This is a genomic window from Anabaenopsis elenkinii CCIBt3563 (assembly GCF_015245355.1).
Taxonomy (GTDB): domain Bacteria; phylum Cyanobacteriota; class Cyanobacteriia; order Cyanobacteriales; family Nostocaceae; genus Anabaenopsis; species Anabaenopsis elenkinii.
In genome coordinates this window covers 3,729,077-3,748,570 of record NZ_CP063311.1, presented here as the reverse complement: position 1 = coordinate 3,748,570, position 19,494 = coordinate 3,729,077, and the positions used below count along the sequence as shown (strand labels likewise).

Sequence of the window (19,494 nt, the reverse complement as noted above, 5' to 3'; positions counted from 1 at the left end):
AATCTACTGTAAGTCACAGTAGCGTTAACAAGCTACTAGTTGGAATAGGACTATTCCAATGGGGTGATATAATCACTGAGTTGTTAATCACGAGTCTTTGAATATCTATCTTGAGATAGATGACAGTGCATATTTTTTTATTGTTAAGTGTATGCTTCTACATTCTGATGCAACATTACTGCCTACTACATAATTAGTCGAACATATGGATCACAAAACTCACACACCAAAACCCAAAAAGAAAAATTATGCTGTTATTCGCCCATCACCTGAACAACCCAAAAAGTCTCAAAACACTAAATCATCCTTAAAAGATAAATTTGATCTAGAAATTATCCAAAAAAATCCTTGGGGACAATTTTTATTATTTGTGGAAAATTGCTACAGTCAATACATTCCACCCAGTACAGAGGAGGAGAAAAAACGTGGAAATATATTGCAAACCGCTGTTGAAACCTTCAATGAATATCATCGAGAATCTTGGAGACACATCCTCAATAGAATTCCTCCATCTTCCAACAAGCTGATTGACGACTTTTACTATCATCTATCTAACCGGGAAAAACTGACACCACGGGAAGTTTATCAAGAATCTCAAGCAGCTATCCAGGGTTTGATTAATAACGCAGAATATGGATTTATAGACACCGACAATAGAGATATTATCAGAATTACCCAGCTATGTGATGCCATAAATTACTTTCAGAAACACCGTTCTAAAACCTATTTAGTTCTGTCTCAACTAGAAGCATATGTTCCAGAAGATGCTAAAAAATTCTTTGCAGCTTCTCAGGTCTTTCAAGGCATAATTGCATCTGGTTCTCATGAAATCCTCACGGATTTTGGCATGGCCTTGATGAAACATTTTAAAGTTACGCGCACTGCAATTAAAGACGAAACAGCTAAAAATCTTGTTTCAGGTCTCGGAGAGATTGAAAGACAATTAAAAACTCAAATCAGTATTTTAGAAGCTGAAAAGTTAGAACTGACTGGAGAGTTGGAGCAACTGCGTGAGCAAGGACATCAAGAAATTGTGACCCAAATTGCTCAAGAACTACAAAATGGTTCCCAACCGGCTTTAGATCAAATACAGAAAATTATCAGTTTAATACAACCTCAAATTGAAGCAAGTGGAGAAGCTCAAATTTCCTCTGATGATGCTCTGGCCATATTTATTGTCTTGCGTAATTTAATGACAATATTCCAAAAACTAGGAATAGAAACTTACCCCAAGTCCCTCAAAGATAGTTTCACCATATCTCAAGTTGACTTAGCAAAATATGCTTATGTAGGGGGAACGCCTTTTACAAATTACACAGAAATTAAACGAGTACAGTGTATTCAGAAAGGATGGAAGGTTAACGACAACATAATTACACCGGCAAAAGTACAAGAATTAACTGATAATTCCACCAATAATTAAAAGATTTTTATAAAAACAGGATAAAAAACCATGGCAGAAAATATTGCAATCTTATTAGACTTAGACAACATTAAACCTGAACTTGGGGAAATTGAATCTATTTGTACCAAGTATGGTTCTATAAAAGTACGTCGTGCATTTTCCAACACTCCAGCAGTCCTCTCTGCTTATGGTAGTCAGCTACGTAATTTAGGATATCGCTTTGAATTAACACCCGGATTGACATCTGTTCCCCAAGAAGTTGATAATTTAATTTTCCGCACATCCGAGGAGTTGATTAACAATTCCCAGGAGCAAATTAATATCATTGCTGTTGTCAGCAATGATAATGATTATGCCAAATTATTTTCTGATTTAACCAGTAAACAAGTTAGAACAGTAGCTATTGGTAATAATCAACTGGGAAATAAACTCAGAGAAACAGCCACATATATTGAATTACTCCAAAAAATTTTACGCCCCACATATTTAGGTGTAGATTTAGGCACTACTAACACAGTCATAGCAAGAGCTAGTCAAACACTAAAGCAGGAATGGAAAGCTAACGCCATTACTATTCCGGTTAAAAATGAACATGAAGCTGTACGCCATACAGAATTAATTCCTTCTGCTGTCAGGTATTCTCAATTAGATACTGGGGAAATAGGTGACCATGTTCGCAGTCAATATTATGCTTTTAGAGATCAAACTATTCTGGCTTGGAAACATGATATTGGTACTCTTCAAGATGGTGTAGCTTTTGAATATCAACTTAGTATTGGTAAAATTACACCAGAACAAGGCGCTGCAGAAGTTTTAAAGTTTTGTCGTCATGAATTAATCAAAAGACATATAGATGTGACAGGTGCAGTCATCACTCACCCAGCTTCCTATGAACCTGATGCTATTGAATCGACCCGGAAAGCCGCTAAGTTAGCAGGTTGGGAAGAAAATAACATTGTTTTGTTACCAGAACCAAAAGCTGCTTTATATGATTTCTTATATAGACTCCGAAATGGAGAGATTTGCGCTGATTTAGATACCAGTCGTCCTTTAAATATTCTTGTCTATGATTTAGGAGGGGGAACTTTAGATACTTCATTGCACAAAGTATACTGGAATAGCGATATAGCCCAGTTTTTTATTGAGGATATTTCTATTGGTTCCCGTACCAGAGTGGGAGGCGATCAAGTTGATGAAAAAATAGTTGATTATTTGTTTACTAACTATAGTAAAATAGGCAAGTTATCAGCACCTGAGCAGAAAAAATTGTGGTATGAACTCAGGATTTATGCTGAACAATTTAAGCAAGTTTGGGGTAGTAGATATTCCGATAGCCTGGATAAGGAAGAGTTTAGAATGCCGTTTGAATACGTAAGTTCTAGCTCTAGTTTTGCGATTTTCTACAGTTTGGGATATCGGCAAATGCAGGAAGCTTTAAAAGAGTTACTGTGTCCAGATATTAAACCGGAATTAATAGACAAGTTAGATCCGAAAACCGCTTTTAATGAATCTCCCTTTGTAGATCGTCGTGACACTTTTATCGTACCTGTCCTTGATGTCCTCCTCAAGGCTAAAGAGAAGTTGGGGGAATTACCTAAAATTAATGGCATTTTGCTTAATGGGGGGATGACATATTTCCCTTTAATTCGGGAACGCTTAGAACAGCTTTTACCTGGAATCCTCATTTTATCAGAGGGAGATCCAGACTTGGCAGTGGCTCGTGGTGCTGCACTTTATGCAGCAGGTACTGTGGGTAAATCAGAAGGAATTAACCCCACAAATATTTGGCTAGAAGTTACAGATTGTAATACTCAAGAATCAAAATTAGAGTTGTTAGTTGCTCACGGTCAAAAGTATCCTTATCGCACTACCTTGGCGGGATTTCGTTTACCAGCATTTGAAGACGACGGTTTGATTGGTTTTAAAGCTTGGGTGGGTATGGGTTCCCAAATTAATCAAAATACTACTTTACAACGGACTCGCTACGTTAATACCGATGAAATTCGTGCTGCTGATATTCAACCAGGAGATTATTTAAATCTGGAAGTAGAATATACCTTTGATGAGCGATTATTACTGACACTCGTACATCGCGATCGCCCAGATACTCGTTTCCGCTTAGAAGTTTCCCCCCAAAGAATAATACCGACAATTAGCAATGTTGAAAAAACAGTTAATCAAAAAACAGTTAATAACACAGCCACAGATTTAATTCCTAAAATTAATCGTTCCCGTCCAGGTAAAGAAATTAATCCCGATATTGAGGTAGAATTTTCAGCTTGGGGGAGGGTGACATTGAGCCTGGCTCAAAATTGGCCAAATGCTAGTGTTCAAGCCCAAAGGAAAAATTTAGAAAATCAGACTTGTCAGGCTAGAAATCGTTTATCTATTATTCGCAGTTTATTGCAGTGGTTGGAAACACAGAGTAATGTTAAACCTGATTTACAACAAACCAGAAAAATTGTAGCCGTGATGGCTTTATCTAATATTATGCAAAGTTTGCCTGCTGATAGTTCTGACTTCCAAGTCAGAGAACTAGAACAGAGGTATCACAACTGGATTTTACGCCAGTTTCAAGCTGGTTTATCCAGATATAACCACATACATGAATTACACACGGCCATTTCCCTGGTTCCGGGTAAAATGCTATGGTCAGATTTTAGCGAGTTAATTTACCAAGAGTTTACAGTCATCTCACACCTAGCACGTTCCGTTAATTTACTTAACTCATTTGGTTTTTGTGCTGAACCTTCTGTACGTAATATTACGCGGCTACGCTCAATTATCCAAGGCAATCAACATTTAGCTGTGCGCCAAAAAGCCTTCTGGGCTTTAGCCAGAATCATTAGCCCTGGTCAACCCCAGGAATGGCGAGCCAATCTCAATGATGTGGAAAAAGTAGCATTATTTGTTTTAGAGCAACTGAAACATCAAATTAGTGAACCTCAAATTGCTTTAGATGCTTTAGGTTGTCTGGGTCAATGTATTGGTTGGCATATTACAGGATATCTACTTCATGAACGAATTGTCAATGACATTTTATCCCTAGCAAAGATTTATCTGCCTTGTCAAGGTAGAATGGTTAATTTCCCAGGTATCTCCCACCAGTTTGACCGCAAGTTAGAGCTAATAGAAGCAGCTTTCAATCTTGATACTGCGCCTCCTGATGATATTAAAAAACTAAAAGAATGGCTTTTAGAAACTGTCAATGGTTAAAGTCTAAATTCAATTGAGATAGTTACCGCAGATGAGTTAACTTCCACAGCAAGTGATAATTATTGCGATAAACCACATTAGCTGTAGATTTATATCTGGTTTCTATTTTTCTGCGCCAGGTATCTGAGGGATTGAGTAAGAAAATATCCTTAAACCCATCAGGAATATTAGGAATATCCTCACCCCTTACTAATTGGAATCTCACTTTGGGCGTCACAAGATAGCTCAAGGAAAATACGGTAACATAATTAATTCCCTGAGAATTACTAATTAAAAGTGGCTTTTGCGCCTCATTGAGAATCTCAGCAACCTCTGGATTACCATAACTAATTCCCTTATTCCACCAAGTTTCTCCTTCATAGCGAACTCTACAAGAAACCATCCCCAACACAATTATTAAGCCTAAAATTACTTGCCAAATTCTCCTGCGTGATGAAATTCCGCTATATATTTGCGTAGCTAAAGTATAGGCTACAGAAACTTGAATAGATAAATATACAGGTACTAAATATATTATGGAATTATAAAATAGGGATCGAGGAAATAAATTCGGCAGCATTAGTGGTATGAATGGAACTATAATTAATGTCACCATAAACAACCAAGTCTTATAATTAGTTGTGCGACATATAAAATAAAGTGTATATGCTGCTAGAAACATAAAAATTAGAGAGATTAAATATTGTATAGGGTTTTCTAATGCGATGTTCAAATCGAAAAATACTCGACTTATCTGTATAAATAAAATTGGCTGCCAATCAAGCATATATCTATCATTTTCTGTGACATCCGCTGATATAATAAATTCCAACAAATTAGCTACCACAATCGTCATCCAAGGCATAAAAGCTAAAAAACCTAGAGATGAAGCTAGTAAATAAGCCCTAACTGTTTCAGTTAGTTGAAATCTATTAATTGTAATTACATAAATCCCCTGGGTAAGCGCTAAAAAAACACTCCATAAACTTGTATAAAGACTAACTACCAAGCTCAATACATAAATCCCCCAGGTAGCAAAAGGGTCTGGCATTTCCTGGAATTTGACTGATTCATCATGAGATTGTGATTCCAGGCGCATTGCTCGCAATAGTGAGGCACTACATAGTAGTATGGTGACTAACCATAAAATATATGATTGTGCTTCTTGAGCATAAAGCACATGAATAGGGGAAATTGCCATCAAAGCGATCGCTAAACCTGGTACTAAAAATTGCACATTAAATAATTCACGGCAAAGCCAGTAAATAGAAGGAAAGACTAACAAGCTGATCAAAGCAGATAAACTTCTAATTACTGTTACGGAATTACCAAAGGTTTGTACCCATAATCTCGCAATTAAATAATACAGTGGCGGATGTTGTGGGTCTTCTGTTACCAAAGACATAATTGTGTCACTAAAGCCCCTTTCTAGATTAGGGAATTGGAACCTAGCAAAACTTCCCTGACTAATTACACCACCGTTAAATAATTGCTGCTTAACTTCAGCTACGGTATAGCCAGAAATGCGCAAAGATGTATAAATTTCATCATGGGAGTAAACCTTGCCTTCGAGATGAACAAAGCGGAATAATATACCCATCGCCAACAAAAAAACAATTAAAAACCGCAACCAACTCGCAACAAGAGTCAGGTTCACCATAAGCAGGTTTCCGATAAAGACGTTTAAAATCTTCCCACACCCACAACTACTGAAAAACCCCCGAAGATACCCGGGGGCTGTCATGTTTTTGTGTTTACAGATAATGGGAAACAACAACACTCAGCAGACACCTGAATAATTAATTACGGTGATTATTACTATAGCGAACCCTTGTACCCGCCCAAAGGAGCTTCTCTCGCAGTGTCTGATAGTATGAATTGTTTTCTCGCAAAATAATGAACTTTGCCCGACAATCTGCCATCCGCACATCAACCCGATGTCCTGGCCAAATAGAGGTAGATAACACCCCATCCATCCACAGTTTTGTACTCAGCTCATAGTCTCCCAAAGGCCAGATGCTGACCACAGAACCAGGGGGTAAAACTAGGGGGCGGCTAGAAAGACTCATAGGACAGATGGGAGTTATTGTGAGAGCCTCCATACCATCGTGAATAATTGGGCCATTGGCAGAAACAGTATAGCCGGTAGAACCTGTGGGAGTGGAAACAATCAAACCATCTCCCACATATTGATCGACCACCTCGCTATCAATTTCCATTTCCAGAATTGAGGTAATCATGCGGTCAGCGGAAGCAGGTTTCACACAAAATTCGTTTAAAGCGAAGTAGTGTTCAGTCACAGGTTCCAAATTCGTGCGATGACCCTCATACACTGCTGCTTGTAACATCATCCGCCGTTGGATAGCATAGCGATCCTCAAACAGTCGGTCCCAAAGTTTCTCTGTATCTTCAAACTCATCTACCGACTCAGTTAAGAAGCCCAGATGACCCCCAACATTAACGCCCAAAATCGGTATACCGGCTGGTGCTAAATGTCTAGCACCAGTTAAAACAGTACCATCACCGCCCAGTACTAAAGCTAAATCAATTGGTTGAGTTGCAGAGGCCAAAAATACCGGGTAAGGGTTATCTTTCGGCCCACTAGGCCCCATCAACACGTGACAATGGCGATTTTCCAGTTGTTGAGCACACAGTTCTGCCCAGCGTTGACTCTGAGAATCTCGGGCTTTATAAGCAATGATTACCTGCTTGATTTGCACACAAAATTACCACTTGAGGAGATTAAACTGCTCCATATCAACGGTATCACGATTGCGATAAATGGCCAGCACAATGGCTAAACCCACCGCTGCTTCAGCAGCTGCCACAGTAATCACAAATACAGTGAATACCTGACCCTTAATTAAAGTTGAATCCAGAAAGTTAGAAAATGCCATTAAATTCAGATTAACAGCATTTAGCAGTAACTCAATTGACATTAACACCCGTACCGCATTACGACTGGTAATTAAGCCGTAAATTCCGATACAGAACAAAGCTGCTGCTAGTAATAAAAAGTATTGCAGTTCCATGGATTTTAGTGTCCCTTCTCATAGCTGGCGTGGCATAGCCATAAACAATATGGCTTTTAGCGGCCAATCATATCGCCGATTTTACTCTTTTATTTCACTACCTGCTGATACCAGGTCTCTAGGGCGCTCTGGCAAAGTCAAAAGTGTTTGTGGCAACTCTGAAGCTGTGGTTTTTTCAGGCAAATACTCGCGACGTGCCAAAATAATAGCTCCCAACATAGCTATCAGCAACAATACGGAAGCTAGTTCAAAAGGTAATAAAAAGTCAGTAAAGAAATGCTCACCAATCAAAACTATAGAACTCTCGGTAGCCACAGGCGCTGGTGTTGAGTATGCCCAGTCAGTCCCCAGTACCATTGCACTCAACAGACCAAATAATCCTAAACTCACTATGGCTGTTACTACTTTGCGCAGCCCAGCAGTGGGAAATGGTGCAAAATCCTGGCGCTTGTTCACCAACATAATAGCAAACAAAATTAGCACGTTGACCGCCCCAACATAAACCAATACCTGTGCTGCTGCTACAAAGTCAGCATTGAGCAAGAGGTACATCCCCGCCATGCTGATAAACACTCCCCCCAGCATAAAGGCAGAATAAACAACGTTAGAGAACAGCACTACAGCTAAGGCTGCTCCAATCATCATTACACCCAGTATGCCTAACGCAACAAACTGTACTCCTTCAGCTAAATTCACTTTTTCCAGTCCTTTTTGATTTCCAATAAATGGTAACTGTAAGTGGTCATCGGTAATACTGATTACCCACTAGTGCGGTACAGCAAAAACAGAAACATTTTTCCACACAGTTCAAAAGACTAGAATTTGACTTTTGACTTGCGTCCAGCAGCCCTAGCCACTTGTCTTTTCTGTCTGCTCTACCAGGTCTTGTGGACGAGAACCAGCACGAGGAGCATCAGCAGGGAGGTCGTGAGGTTCCATGACACCTTTGGGTAAATAAGCCAGTTCGCGCAGTGGCGTCACCATTGGGTCATTTGTGACTTTATATGGCAGACGACCTAAGGCTACGTTGTCATAGTTTAATTCATGGCGATCATAAGTGGATAGCTCATACTCTTCTGTCATCGATAGACAGTTAGTCGGGCAATATTCCACACAGTTACCACAGAAGATACAAACTCCAAAGTCAATGCTGTAGTGTTTGAGCTTTTTCTTTTTGTTGGCTTTCTCAAATTCCCAATCTACTACAGGTAGGTTGATAGGACAAACCCTAACACAGACTTCACAGGCGATACATTTATCAAACTCAAAGTGAATCCGCCCGCGAAATCTTTCGCCAGGAATTAGTTTCTCGTACGGGTACTGTACTGTAACTGGTCGCCGTTGCATATGGTCGAAAGTTACAGCTAAACCTTGACCAATGTAACGTCCAGCTTGTACTGCTTCTTTGGCGTAATCACCAACTTGTTTGAGGAACTTTAGCATGTTTAGTTTTTTCTCCCTATGACTCAATTCACCGATTCAGGCTTGAGATTTTATTTTTAAGTAAAATCTCTTAGCCTTAGTTTATCCCCCAAATGCGAAGGGAAAGGCAAGTTTTAGTGCTGCAGTGACTAAAAGATTAACTAAAGCCAGTGGTAACAAAAACTTCCATCCTAAATCTAGCAACTGGTCAATCCGCACCCGGGGTACTGTCCAACGCAATAAGATGGCGAGAAAGACTAACAGATAGGCTTTGATTAGGGTCATGATGATACCCACGGAAGCAGTGACCACCTGCAAGACTGGATTGAGTTCACTCACTCCCAGCCAATTGGCTATGACACTCACGGGAATCGGAAAGTCCCAACCACCTAAGTATAAAACTGCTACTAGTAGAGCAGAAAGCACTAGGTTGACATAGGAGCTCAGGTAAAACAGAGCGAATTTCATACCAGAGTATTCGGTCTGATAACCAGCTACGATTTCTTCTTCTGCTTCTGGTAGGTCAAAGGGTAAGCGTTCACATTCAGCCAGGGCTGCTATCCAAAAAATTAGTAACCCAATGGGTTGGCGCCAAAGATTCCAGCCGAGAATACCATAGCCAGATTGCTGATTAACAATATCAATGGTGCTCAGACTGTTAGACATCATGACTACGGCTAGCACGCTCAAGGATAGCGGAATTTCGTAGCTAATAGATTGGGCAGCTGCGCGCAAACCACCAAGTAGGGAATACTTATTGTTGGATGCGTAACCAGCCATTAATAACCCAATGGGGGCAATACTAGAAAAGGCAATCCACAAGAAGATTCCCATGCCGACATTGGTAATGACAATATTCTGTCCGAAAGGGACAATTAAGTAGGACAGAAATACTGGTAGGACAACTAAGATCGGTCCGATGGTAAATAGCCACGGGTCGGCTTTGGCTGGGACAACATCTTCTTTAAATACCAGCTTGACACCATCGGCTACTGGAGCTAGTAAGCCAAAAGGGCCAATAAATTCTGGACCAATGCGTTGCTGTACGGATGCCGAAATTTTCCGTTCTAGCCAAACACAGACTAGTACACCCACTGTTGCACCAATGAGCATCAGTATCATCGGTAGGGGCATCCAAATGGCTTTGGCTGTCCCCGCTGGTATCCCTAAATCCATCAAGGATTTAATAAACGTTCCTTGGAGGTCAATTCCTGAATTCATGTTTGGTGCTCTTTTAAGTCAACTACAGTATGAAGTGTGAAGTTATGAAGTATCAATTTCGGACTATGGCTACGCCACGCCAGCCGTCATCCTTGATTACACACCTTCTGGGTTGATACTTCCCCGTTTATGGGGAAATTAAAAGCCGGTTTTCAGTGCTGATGGCTACGCCACGCCAGTTATGGCCAGGTCCGGTAACCTGTTTGAACTCTCTTTAACCCATTTGATTCAACATAAATGGGCTTTGCCAACCTCCGTAGCGGGCAAGATGCCCGCACTACAAAAGGCCGACCGAGATGATCGTTGCTGCACAGGAATCCACCAAGTGTGTGGCTGTGATGGCGCTGCTATGGGCTAGTCAACTTAAGTTGTAGCTATCCCCAGCCTCATCCCCATAGCTTAGGTAAGGTAGTTGACCCTTTTATGTTTTGATGAGGGCGCGGGAATGCATTCCCATGCTTAGTATATCCTCCGATGGTTTTCAGCCCTCGCAGCTATACAAGAACTTCTACTTATGGTCAGGATTGGGATTTCTTTTGGGCTGATGGGGTAGTACATACATACTTGTGTCTCTACATCTGCCTCATCCCTTTACCCTCGAACCTTCAAGCTCAGACATTACCCTGGCTGAGGTGATCTCCAGGGTAACCCAGTTTATTGGGGGCGAATATGACTAATGATCAAATGATCAAACTGCCCATTAACGTTGATCTATGGGGATATAGTTAATCCCATGCTTACCGTTATAAATCTGGGTAGGTCGAAATATCCGGTTTTCTGCAAGTTGTTCTTTCCAGTGGGCTAGCCAACCTGCAACGCGGGCGATCGCAAATATTGGTGTAAATAAGTCTGTGGGAATGCCCATTTTCCTATACACCAGACCTGAATAAAAGTCAACATTAGGATACACGCCTTTACCCGCCAGTTTTTCCGCCACCACTCGCTCCATTTCTTGGGCAATGTCATAGTACTTATCATGTCCAAACTTGGCAAACAATTGCTCTGCCAGGTTTTGTAGGACTGTAGCCCGTGGATCTTTGACTTTATAGACACGATGGCCAAAGCCCATAATCTTGGCTTTACGTTGCAGCAGGTCATCTACATAGGGACGAACATTTTCTACCGTACCAATTTCTTCCAACATCTGAATCACTTCTTCATTGGCTCCACCGTGTAGGGGACCGCCTAGGGTTCCTACAGCACTGGCAACCACGGCGTAAGGGTCAGTTAGGGTTGAAGCTGTTACCCTGGCACTGAAGGTAGAGGCATTCATTGTATGCTCCACATGCAGGATCAAGCAGATGTCAAAAATTTTTGCCGCCAAAGGATCCGGTTCCTTCTCATTGAGCATGTAGAGAAAGTTGGCGGCGTAGTCCAAATCATCACGAGGTTTCACAGGGTCATTACCTTTTCGCATCAACCCAAATGCTGCTACCATTGTCGGAATAATTGCTAACAAACGCACCACGGAATCGCGAATATAGGCGGGATTATGTAAATCCCGACGTGAATAAAACAAGCCTAGAGCCGCTGCTGAGGCTTGGAGAGCATCCATGGGGTGACCGCTTTCGGGAAAGCATTTCATCATGTCACGAATGCGGTACTTGATCCGCCTGTGGGAGCGAATATCATCCTCAAACGTCTTCAATTCGTCTTTACTTGGTAGTTGACCCCAAATCAAAAGATAAGCAGTTTCTAGAAATGAACTTTTTTCTGCTAGTTCCTCGATTCGGATGCCACGATATTCTAGAATTCCCTTTTGCCCATCAACATGACTGATACTTGATTGGGCAGCTGGAATGCCTTCTAAACCAGGCTTGTATTCGCACACCATCATGGCAACACCATTTGCTTTTTGAAATATCTGATCACGCCAACTTACCAGAAATTATTTTCACCATAACAGCAGTCAATGTCACAACATTTTGGGGAAAATGTTGAAAGGCTGTTACAGCAGGTACTTGGGCGATGCTAGCCAAAACATTTGACTACGACCCAGAGGTGAACCTATTTCTGGTAGCTTTATCCCGATCATACCTGCTTTTTTCAAGACTAAACTGTGTTTGACTTCCCCCCAAAGCATAATTTCTGCCCAATTGCTTAAACAAGGCTCATGGCCTACTAAAGCAATTTGGCTGTTTTGGGCATAATTTTTCGGTTCTAACCACTCATTTAGCCAACTATGGATATTACCATTAGGGGCAAGATACATAGATTCCTCTAGTTGGGTACTTAGTCCAGCGGTTATGAGAATTTCTGCGGTCTGGTAGGCCCGTACTAAGGGACTGGTGAGAATCACTTCAAACTGCAAACCCAGCTGTTTAATTCTTTGGGCTACTTTCTGAGTTTTTTGTTCTCCTTGTTTAGTGAGCCTTCGCTGTTCATCTTGGATGTCAGGTTGTCTGTCTTGGGCAATACCATGGCGAATCAAGTATAATTGCATATGGTTGTAAATATTTATTTATTTCAATATTTAACTACTTCCACAACAGCTCAGATAAATTCATCCGTAGGGGTTGAGGATGACTCCCGGAACTGGTGAGAAGTGGTATCCAATCCCTACTGAATTATCTTCAGGTTTTTACTCAGAATTTTACTTAAATATTTTTGTATAAAAAGTTCAGCTATCACAGTGCTGGGAGGAGAAAGCCCACTCTTTATAGGTGTGGGATGAATGGGTAGCACCTAATGGTGCTCTGATCAAAATTAAAAAGTATCTTAGGGCACAGGGAATCTCAAAGCTTGTGCACAGAACCACCTCTACCTAGGTGAGGCCACTCCTCTAAGTAAGTTGGCTGGATGCCGTGTCTGCCCTGTCTGCTCGACAGGTAGGAAGCAAGAATCCCACGTACTTCTAGCTGTGGTACTGTCAATCAGACTTAATGGGGTCGTCTTGAGGATTAACTAACTTGAGTAGTTTTTGCTTGATTTGAGCATCATATACTTCCCATTTCATTTTGGCATAGGTGGAATTTTCGTTACTACCAGACAGAAACCCCATGGGAATTTCAAACCCACCCGCCCCCGTACGTCCACCACCAAAAAATCTTCCTGTGCTATCTTTTCCAAAGGCTTCTTTAATGAACTCATCAGGGTCAAGGGTGAGTTTAGCGGTTCTGAGGGAACCAATGACTACTTCTAGCTCGTTTTCATCGTGAACAATACCGTAAACTACTGCAGTATGAACGTTTTCTTCAGTTACCAGAAAATCAGCTGCTTGGGGAATAGCATCACGGTCTTCGTAGCGAAGATAACCAACCCCAGCAATGGAAAAGTTATTCTGAACAATGCGGTTTTTCAGCGATCGCTCAATCACATCCATTACCCGCTTAGAACGATTTGCCTGTAAAATAGCATTCAGCAACTGAGCATCATAAAATCGACTCAGATAGGCCGCTGCCATGAAATCTTCTTCTTGGGCTTGCATCAGCCGATTAGTATCTGACCGTAAACCATGCATCAATGCTGTAGCACATTTAACGTGTTGACTAACGCTGCTATCCAAAGATAGTAAACCGGATTGCAGATACTGAGTAAAAATTGTAGATGTGGCTCGCACATTAGGACGAATGTCGACAAACTCTGACTTGTGTTCCGCTTGTAAGGTGTGATGATCAATGACTGCTATTACGGGAATTTTCGCCTGTTGTACTGCGCTCATCAGTTGACTTGTAGTTCCCTGATTATCAATCAAAATACAACCTTGATAAGATGACAAGTCTTTGCTCTTAAGGACTTGCGATGTCCACCGTTGGGCAGGTAGTCCAGTTAGTTTAACCAAGGCAATATTTTCTTGATGACTCAGGGTACCAGCATAAATAATTTCGCATTTTATATCATACTGCTGAACAATTAACTGGTAAGTCCAAGCACAAGAGAGAGCATCAGGGTCTGGGAAATCTTGTAAAATTACCAGATGACGCTCATGTCGGTGTGCAAAGAGGATCTTTTGCAACTCTTCAGATTTCTGAAAAGCCAAGGGATTTCCCCTTTGCCCCAAAAATCTATCATGTTTTCCTTCGCCATGGGATGATAGCAAGGATGGCTTGGTGGGTGAAACTTCAAATGCTTCCTTACCTCTATTAGCAGCATCCTCTTGGCTAGGTTCTGTGGTCAATAAAAAACTTTCTGATTGCTGTGGGGCAGAATTTAATTGCATAGGGGACATCTTGATAAGTGCGAGCCTCCATTGACTGGTAAACAAATAATACAATCAACACTCAACGTATTTCGAGATACATTCTGATATTCGCAAAAATATAGCTTTGTTGGCATACTTATCTGGGTGTATTTTCCATTTATCCAATTAGTCAACAGTCTGCTAAAATTACCGTACTTTTCTCTGGTTATTTTTTTAAATTTTCAATAAGACTGGCAACTATAGTTGTTAGACCTTTTTCACCACTGGCAGAAATTTCTGCATATTTTTATACTTTTTTGTCAGGTTACCTCTGACTACGTTATTTGAAAATATTCTTAGGTACTATATATACAGTATGTATGGTTGATTTGACACTCTGCCCCAGTAAAGTTAAGGCGATTCTAACTTAATCGGTCTTCCCTAGAGACTAAGTATCCTTTCTCCATCTGAAAGTTTGAACACTTCCACCAGCCGACAACCACTGCTCTAAGGCGTTGCATGGTAGATACAATCAAATTAGTGCTAAGAGTCCTACATGTTTAAAAGATTTAGGATTTTTGCTACCATGGTTCATGCTGTTAGATGTATCCAGTTGACGTAGCACGTCCGAGTATGCCTACGCAATGCCAACCATGGATATAATTAACCATCATATTAGTCAACCACCCTAAAATGTTGATATTGTCAGCTTTACCGCTATGACAATAGTTTAACATTTTCATGGCCCATAAATTTGGTAATTGCCTATCTCCCCCGCTGATAAACCGGTGGCTCATAGAGATCACCTCTGCTAAATATTATATTTGCCATCATGTTCTCTTGGCTGTGGCAAAACAGCCTCTGAAATCTGGCACCAGAACACATCCAGATGATCAAGCAGGATTTCCCCCCGCAACAGGTGATAATTAATTGCCTTGGGTGTGACTAATCATTGCTGGAGCGTCAAAGACCAATCACATATTTCTGCCACTCGTTGTGCAGTCCGCTCTTGAGATGTTTACTGACCTCAAAATGAAGGCTACTATAGGGCTGGCGTGGGGGATGACGCAAAGGCATATGGGCTTCGTAGGGTGTACGGTTACCTTTTTTGACGTTGCAACGGACACAAGCAGTGACAATATTTTCCCAGGTGTCACCTCCGCCGCGCGATCGCGGTATGACATGGTCTAGTGTCAAATCGTCGCCGACATAGCCGCAGTATTGACAAGAGTGGCTGTCACGGTGCAAAATATTTCGACGAGTGAGAGGAATTTCCTTGTAGGGCACGCGCACATAATGACGCAGCCTAATTACAGTAGGCAACGGAAAATCTGTATACAGAAACTTACCGTTATGTTCAACGCGTTCTGCCTTGCCTTTAATTAACAGAATCACAGCGCGACGCCAGCTCGTGATATTGAGCGGTTCGTAAGAGGCGTTTAGGACTAAAACCTTCCCCATTGGTTAACGCTCGAGGTATTAGTTTCATATATATTAACACAAATATACTCTGATTGGGAGATGAGGATAATTTATACGTTCATAACTGCACGTTGACACTACCCATGGTTACAAACCAGGGGATTCTAGTTTCAGCGCTAATTTGTAAACTAAAGTATATTTATTGTCTAGCAAGGGTTTCAGGGATTTAAGTCAATCAAGCACTTATTGACTGAAACTCAGACCTAGTAATAAGTTGAGTATCCTTAAGGTTGTCTGTAGGAATGAGATATCACGATCACTGCTTCTTACCTTGGTAGGTCTTCCCACCAAAAAAAAGAATATCTTCCCATTCCATGCCAATTTTGATTCTGTATTAAACATACTTACTACGACTTATATTCGCTTTATATTCGCTGCAAACAATCGTGAATCCCTCTGTTACTTGATCAGATGCTGGGGGTTGACTAAAAATTTTAGATTGTGTATAATATAATTGATAAGGAAGAAATATGAAAAAATAAAATAGATAAATTCTAGTTGAACACCTGATAATAACTCCCGGAACAAGGGTCAAGTTTTCTGATTCAATTGATATAGCCTTAAGGGTAGCAAACTAGAATAATCGGAGAACTTGGCCAGGGTCTAGTGGTGTGATAGGAGTTAAGTGCAATGTTCAGTCGCAGAGAAACCCCTAGTTTTGCGGATAGTCAGGAGCGTGATACATATGCTTGGTTCTCGCAACGGGCTTGGGTAGAAATTGATTTAGGGGCGTTATCCCACAATGTGGAGCAATTAGTAAAGTTTATATTGCCACGTACCCAGTTGATGGCGGTAGTCAAAGCTGATGCTTATGGACATGGAGCGGTCACAGTTGCTCAAACAGCACTGCAATCAGGAGCCAGTTGGTTGGGAGTCGCCACAGTTCCAGAAGGTATTCAACTCAGGGAAGGCGGGATAAAAGCCCCCATTTTGATTTTGGGCGCAGCCCACACACCAGAGCAAATTCACGCCATCGCCCACTGGAAACTACAGCCAACTCTGTGCAGTCCTAAACACGCGCTGATTTTTTCCAATGTTTTAGAAGCAATTAATTACACTTCTCCTTTACCCATACACATTAAGTTAGATACGGGAATGTCTAGGTTGGGAACTGACTGGAAAGAAGCCCTTGAGTTTGTGCAGTTAGTACAGAATTTACCTCACCTTCACATTGCTAGCATTTATTCCCACTTGGCAACGGCGGATCATCCTGACACTACCTTCATGGAAGAACAACATAGACGATTTGACCAGGCGATCGCCCAAATCAAAAACAAGGGAATCAATCTACCTTGCTTGCATTTAGCTAACTCAGCCGCCACACTGACCAATCCTGGGCTACATTACGACATTGTCCGCGCAGGTTTAGCCATCTACGGACTTTATCCAGCGCCTCATTTAAAAAATAGGATTAACCTCCAGCCTGTTCTCCAACTCAAAGCGCGAGTGACTCACGTCAAAACAATTAGCGCCGGTACTGGGGTTAGTTACGGCCAACATTTTATCGCTCCCCACGACCTCCGACTAGCCGTAGTTGGTATTGGTTACGCTGACGGAGTCCCCCGTAATCTTTCCCAAAAAATCCAGGTTTTAATTCGTGGTCAGCGCGTACCACAAATTGGGGTGATTACAATGGATCAGTTGATGCTTGATGTCAGCTCTATTCCAGACTTACAAGCGGGGGAAATAGTCACCCTACTCGGCGAACAAGGAAGCGAAACCATCTCCGCTAACGATTGGGCCGAAAAATTAAACACTATTTCTTGGGAAATTCTCTGCGGCTTCAAGCATCGCTTACCCCGTGTAGCCGTGATGTAGGGCAATAATTGGGTAGGAGGAAAATATTTTTTTATTTTCTCTACCCATAAGGATTTTTTCGTGCTATGATAAGATTCTGATGCGGATGTGGCGGAATTGGCAGACGCGCTAGATTTAGGTTCTAGTTCCGACAGGAGTGAAGGTTCAAGTCCTTTCATCCGCATTTTACAAACAATAATTAAATCTCAGCTATCCCACATCTGGGACTACAAGTATTAAATTAATTTCTATAACTAACCAAATAATTATGAGTCTCCGAGGAATCCTGAGAGAATCACCATCTATTATGTGTGTTTACTCAGTGCGGTCATCAGTGCTTAACCGAACTAACCGATAGTTTTAGTCGTCACCGCCTATTTTCCATGGTCTCAAAACAGGCATAGTTTCCGCTCTATAGGCATATGTAATCAAAGTATGCCTGATCATACAGTAATTCTGCCACGAAAAATATGATTCTGCCTGATTATTACGGAGATATCATAGCAGCTTTGCTCATGTTATTATGCTGCTATTATCTCCATATCTTAAACACCAAAATTAACAATATGGATACCAGCCCACCTTGATAAAAATGTGCCAATATTACAAGTGATGATCCAATGGACATTATTGCATACCATGGCATTCATCTCACATATTACTCGCAAGGGCATCATACATATAGTTCGATCAGACAAAGGTGAGGAAATAAAAGTAACATGAACATAACTTCTGTAACTAGTCACCCAGTACCCCAAAAACTACATCCCTTATCTCTGTTAGCTCAACTGACCGGGCGCTATACTACTGGGAACTTACGCGTATATACTCAAATGGCTTCCTGGTTAATTAATATAGAGGAAGGTAAACTAACTTACGCATCTTATTCAGATAGATTATTTGAGCGCCTTGATCATCACTTATACAGCTTAAGTCAAGGAGTTTCCACTCTAGACAGCGCCACCCGTGTGCAAATCAGGCTCATGTTTGAACCAAAAAATGAAAGTCAGTCCATACCATATGCAGATTATCAAGCAATTTGCTGGTTGGTACGGCAGGAACGTATCACCCCCGCCCAAGCAGAAACTCTGATATCTCAATTATCCCAAGAAGCCCTAGCAACATTTTTGACCGTAAAAGAGGGAAATTATCAATTTTCTATTGAGCAGGGCTGGGAGGAATTACCAAAATTCTGCCATTTAGATTTGCGTTTACTAGTTGAATACTGTTACAAGCAGTTAAGAAATCAACTAAATATTGACTCATCAGTTATTGCTAGCCAAGGTTACCCGGTTTTACCTCTTAAAAAGAGTCCGTCGGAATTTCTCAATTCCCCAGAATTCACTCCCAGAAAAAATACTCGAACTGCTGACAAAAAGAATTATGGCAATTCGCAGACATTTGGGAGAAAAAAGGTATATACAGTTGTCTGTATCGATGATAGTCAGACAATATTAGACTCTATCAAACTTTTTTTGGAAGGTGATAGATTTTCAGTGGTGACCATCAATGATCCATTAAAAGCCTTAATGAAAATTATACGTAGTAAACCAGATATAATTTTACTGGATGTAGAAATGCCTAATTTACAAGGGTTTGAATTGTGTTCCTTATTAAGGAGGCATTCAGATTTAAAGAACATCCCTATTATCATGGTAACGAGTAGGAAAGGATTTATTGACAAAGCCAAGGCAAAAATAGTCAGATCCTCTGGGTATTTAACTAAGCCCTTCACACAAGAAGGTTTACTCAAGATGTTGTTTAAGCATCTGGAATAGTCTATACACATCCATCTGATCAGATCGGTTTCATCTTGAGAA

14 protein-coding genes and 1 tRNA gene are annotated in these 19,494 nt (G+C 41.1%); 5 read left to right on the top strand and 10 right to left on the bottom strand.

The features are described 5' to 3' along the window. The first annotated feature begins 205 nt into the window (after positions 1 to 205). A complete protein-coding gene (gene grpE, locus IM676_RS16375; RefSeq protein WP_200987868.1) occupies positions 206 to 1,423 on the top strand; it encodes a nucleotide exchange factor GrpE in 1,218 nt (405 codons plus the stop codon). A gap of 30 nt (positions 1,424 to 1,453) precedes the next feature. Next, a complete protein-coding gene (locus IM676_RS16370) occupies positions 1,454 to 4,621 on the top strand; it encodes an Hsp70 family protein (RefSeq protein ID WP_200987867.1) in 3,168 nt (1,055 codons plus the stop codon). A gap of 22 nt (positions 4,622 to 4,643) precedes the next feature. On the opposite strand, the gene IM676_RS16365 is transcribed toward IM676_RS16370, so the two are convergent. The 10 genes from IM676_RS16365 to IM676_RS16320 all read right to left on the bottom strand — a co-directional run bounded on the left by IM676_RS16365 (position 4,644) and on the right by IM676_RS16320 (position 15,856). Next, entirely contained in the window at positions 4,644 to 6,260 is a 1,617-nt protein-coding gene (locus tag IM676_RS16365) for a glycosyltransferase family 39 protein (RefSeq protein WP_200987866.1), read from the bottom strand. A 139-nt stretch (positions 6,261 to 6,399) separates the two neighbouring features. Beyond that, positions 6,400 to 7,320: an NAD(+) kinase gene (locus tag IM676_RS16360; RefSeq protein ID WP_200987865.1), complete on the bottom strand. Its 921-nt coding sequence runs from the start codon at positions 7,318 to 7,320 to the stop codon at positions 6,400 to 6,402. A 6-nt stretch (positions 7,321 to 7,326) separates the two neighbouring features. Continuing rightward, positions 7,327 to 7,632, bottom strand: coding sequence for an NADH-quinone oxidoreductase subunit NuoK (nuoK, locus tag IM676_RS16355; RefSeq protein ID WP_096645689.1), 306 nt, complete (start codon positions 7,630 to 7,632; stop codon positions 7,327 to 7,329). Between the two features lie 81 nt (positions 7,633 to 7,713). Further along, positions 7,714 to 8,328, bottom strand: a complete 615-nt coding sequence (locus IM676_RS16350; RefSeq protein WP_200987864.1) for an NADH-quinone oxidoreductase subunit J — start codon at positions 8,326 to 8,328, stop codon at positions 7,714 to 7,716. A 153-nt stretch (positions 8,329 to 8,481) separates the two neighbouring features. Continuing rightward, positions 8,482 to 9,075, bottom strand: coding sequence for an NAD(P)H-quinone oxidoreductase subunit I (gene ndhI / locus IM676_RS16345; protein WP_200987863.1), 594 nt, complete (start codon positions 9,073 to 9,075; stop codon positions 8,482 to 8,484). Positions 9,076 to 9,156: 81 nt separating this feature from the next. Beyond that, positions 9,157 to 10,275, bottom strand: a complete 1,119-nt coding sequence (gene nuoH, locus IM676_RS16340) for an NADH-quinone oxidoreductase subunit NuoH (RefSeq protein WP_200987862.1) — start codon at positions 10,273 to 10,275, stop codon at positions 9,157 to 9,159. Between the two features lie 700 nt (positions 10,276 to 10,975). Then, a complete protein-coding gene (locus IM676_RS16335; RefSeq protein WP_200987861.1) occupies positions 10,976 to 12,112 on the bottom strand; it encodes a citrate synthase in 1,137 nt (378 codons plus the stop codon). Between the two features lie 111 nt (positions 12,113 to 12,223). After that, positions 12,224 to 12,718 (bottom strand): phosphohistidine phosphatase SixA, encoded by a 495-nt coding sequence (gene sixA, locus IM676_RS16330; protein WP_200987860.1) that lies wholly within the window; start codon positions 12,716 to 12,718, stop codon positions 12,224 to 12,226. Between the two features lie 426 nt (positions 12,719 to 13,144). Next, complete coding sequence (locus IM676_RS16325) at positions 13,145 to 14,434, bottom strand: DHH family phosphoesterase (RefSeq protein WP_200987859.1); 1,290 nt, start codon at positions 14,432 to 14,434, stop codon at positions 13,145 to 13,147. 924 nt (positions 14,435 to 15,358) lie between these two features. Then, positions 15,359 to 15,856: an HNH endonuclease gene (locus tag IM676_RS16320; protein ID WP_200987858.1), complete on the bottom strand. Its 498-nt coding sequence runs from the start codon at positions 15,854 to 15,856 to the stop codon at positions 15,359 to 15,361. Positions 15,857 to 16,507: 651 nt separating this feature from the next. Between IM676_RS16320 and alr the strand changes: the two genes are divergently transcribed. The 3 genes from alr to IM676_RS16305 all read left to right on the top strand — a co-directional run bounded on the left by alr (position 16,508) and on the right by IM676_RS16305 (position 19,452). Next, positions 16,508 to 17,695 (top strand): alanine racemase, encoded by a 1,188-nt coding sequence (gene alr / locus IM676_RS16315; protein WP_200987857.1) that lies wholly within the window; start codon positions 16,508 to 16,510, stop codon positions 17,693 to 17,695. Between the two features lie 81 nt (positions 17,696 to 17,776). After that, positions 17,777 to 17,858, top strand: a tRNA-Leu gene (locus IM676_RS16310). A 535-nt stretch (positions 17,859 to 18,393) separates the two neighbouring features. After that, on the top strand, positions 18,394 to 19,452 hold the full coding sequence (locus IM676_RS16305) for a response regulator (protein WP_200987856.1): 1,059 nt from the start codon (positions 18,394 to 18,396) through the stop codon (positions 19,450 to 19,452). Positions 19,453 to 19,494 lie beyond the last annotated feature (42 nt).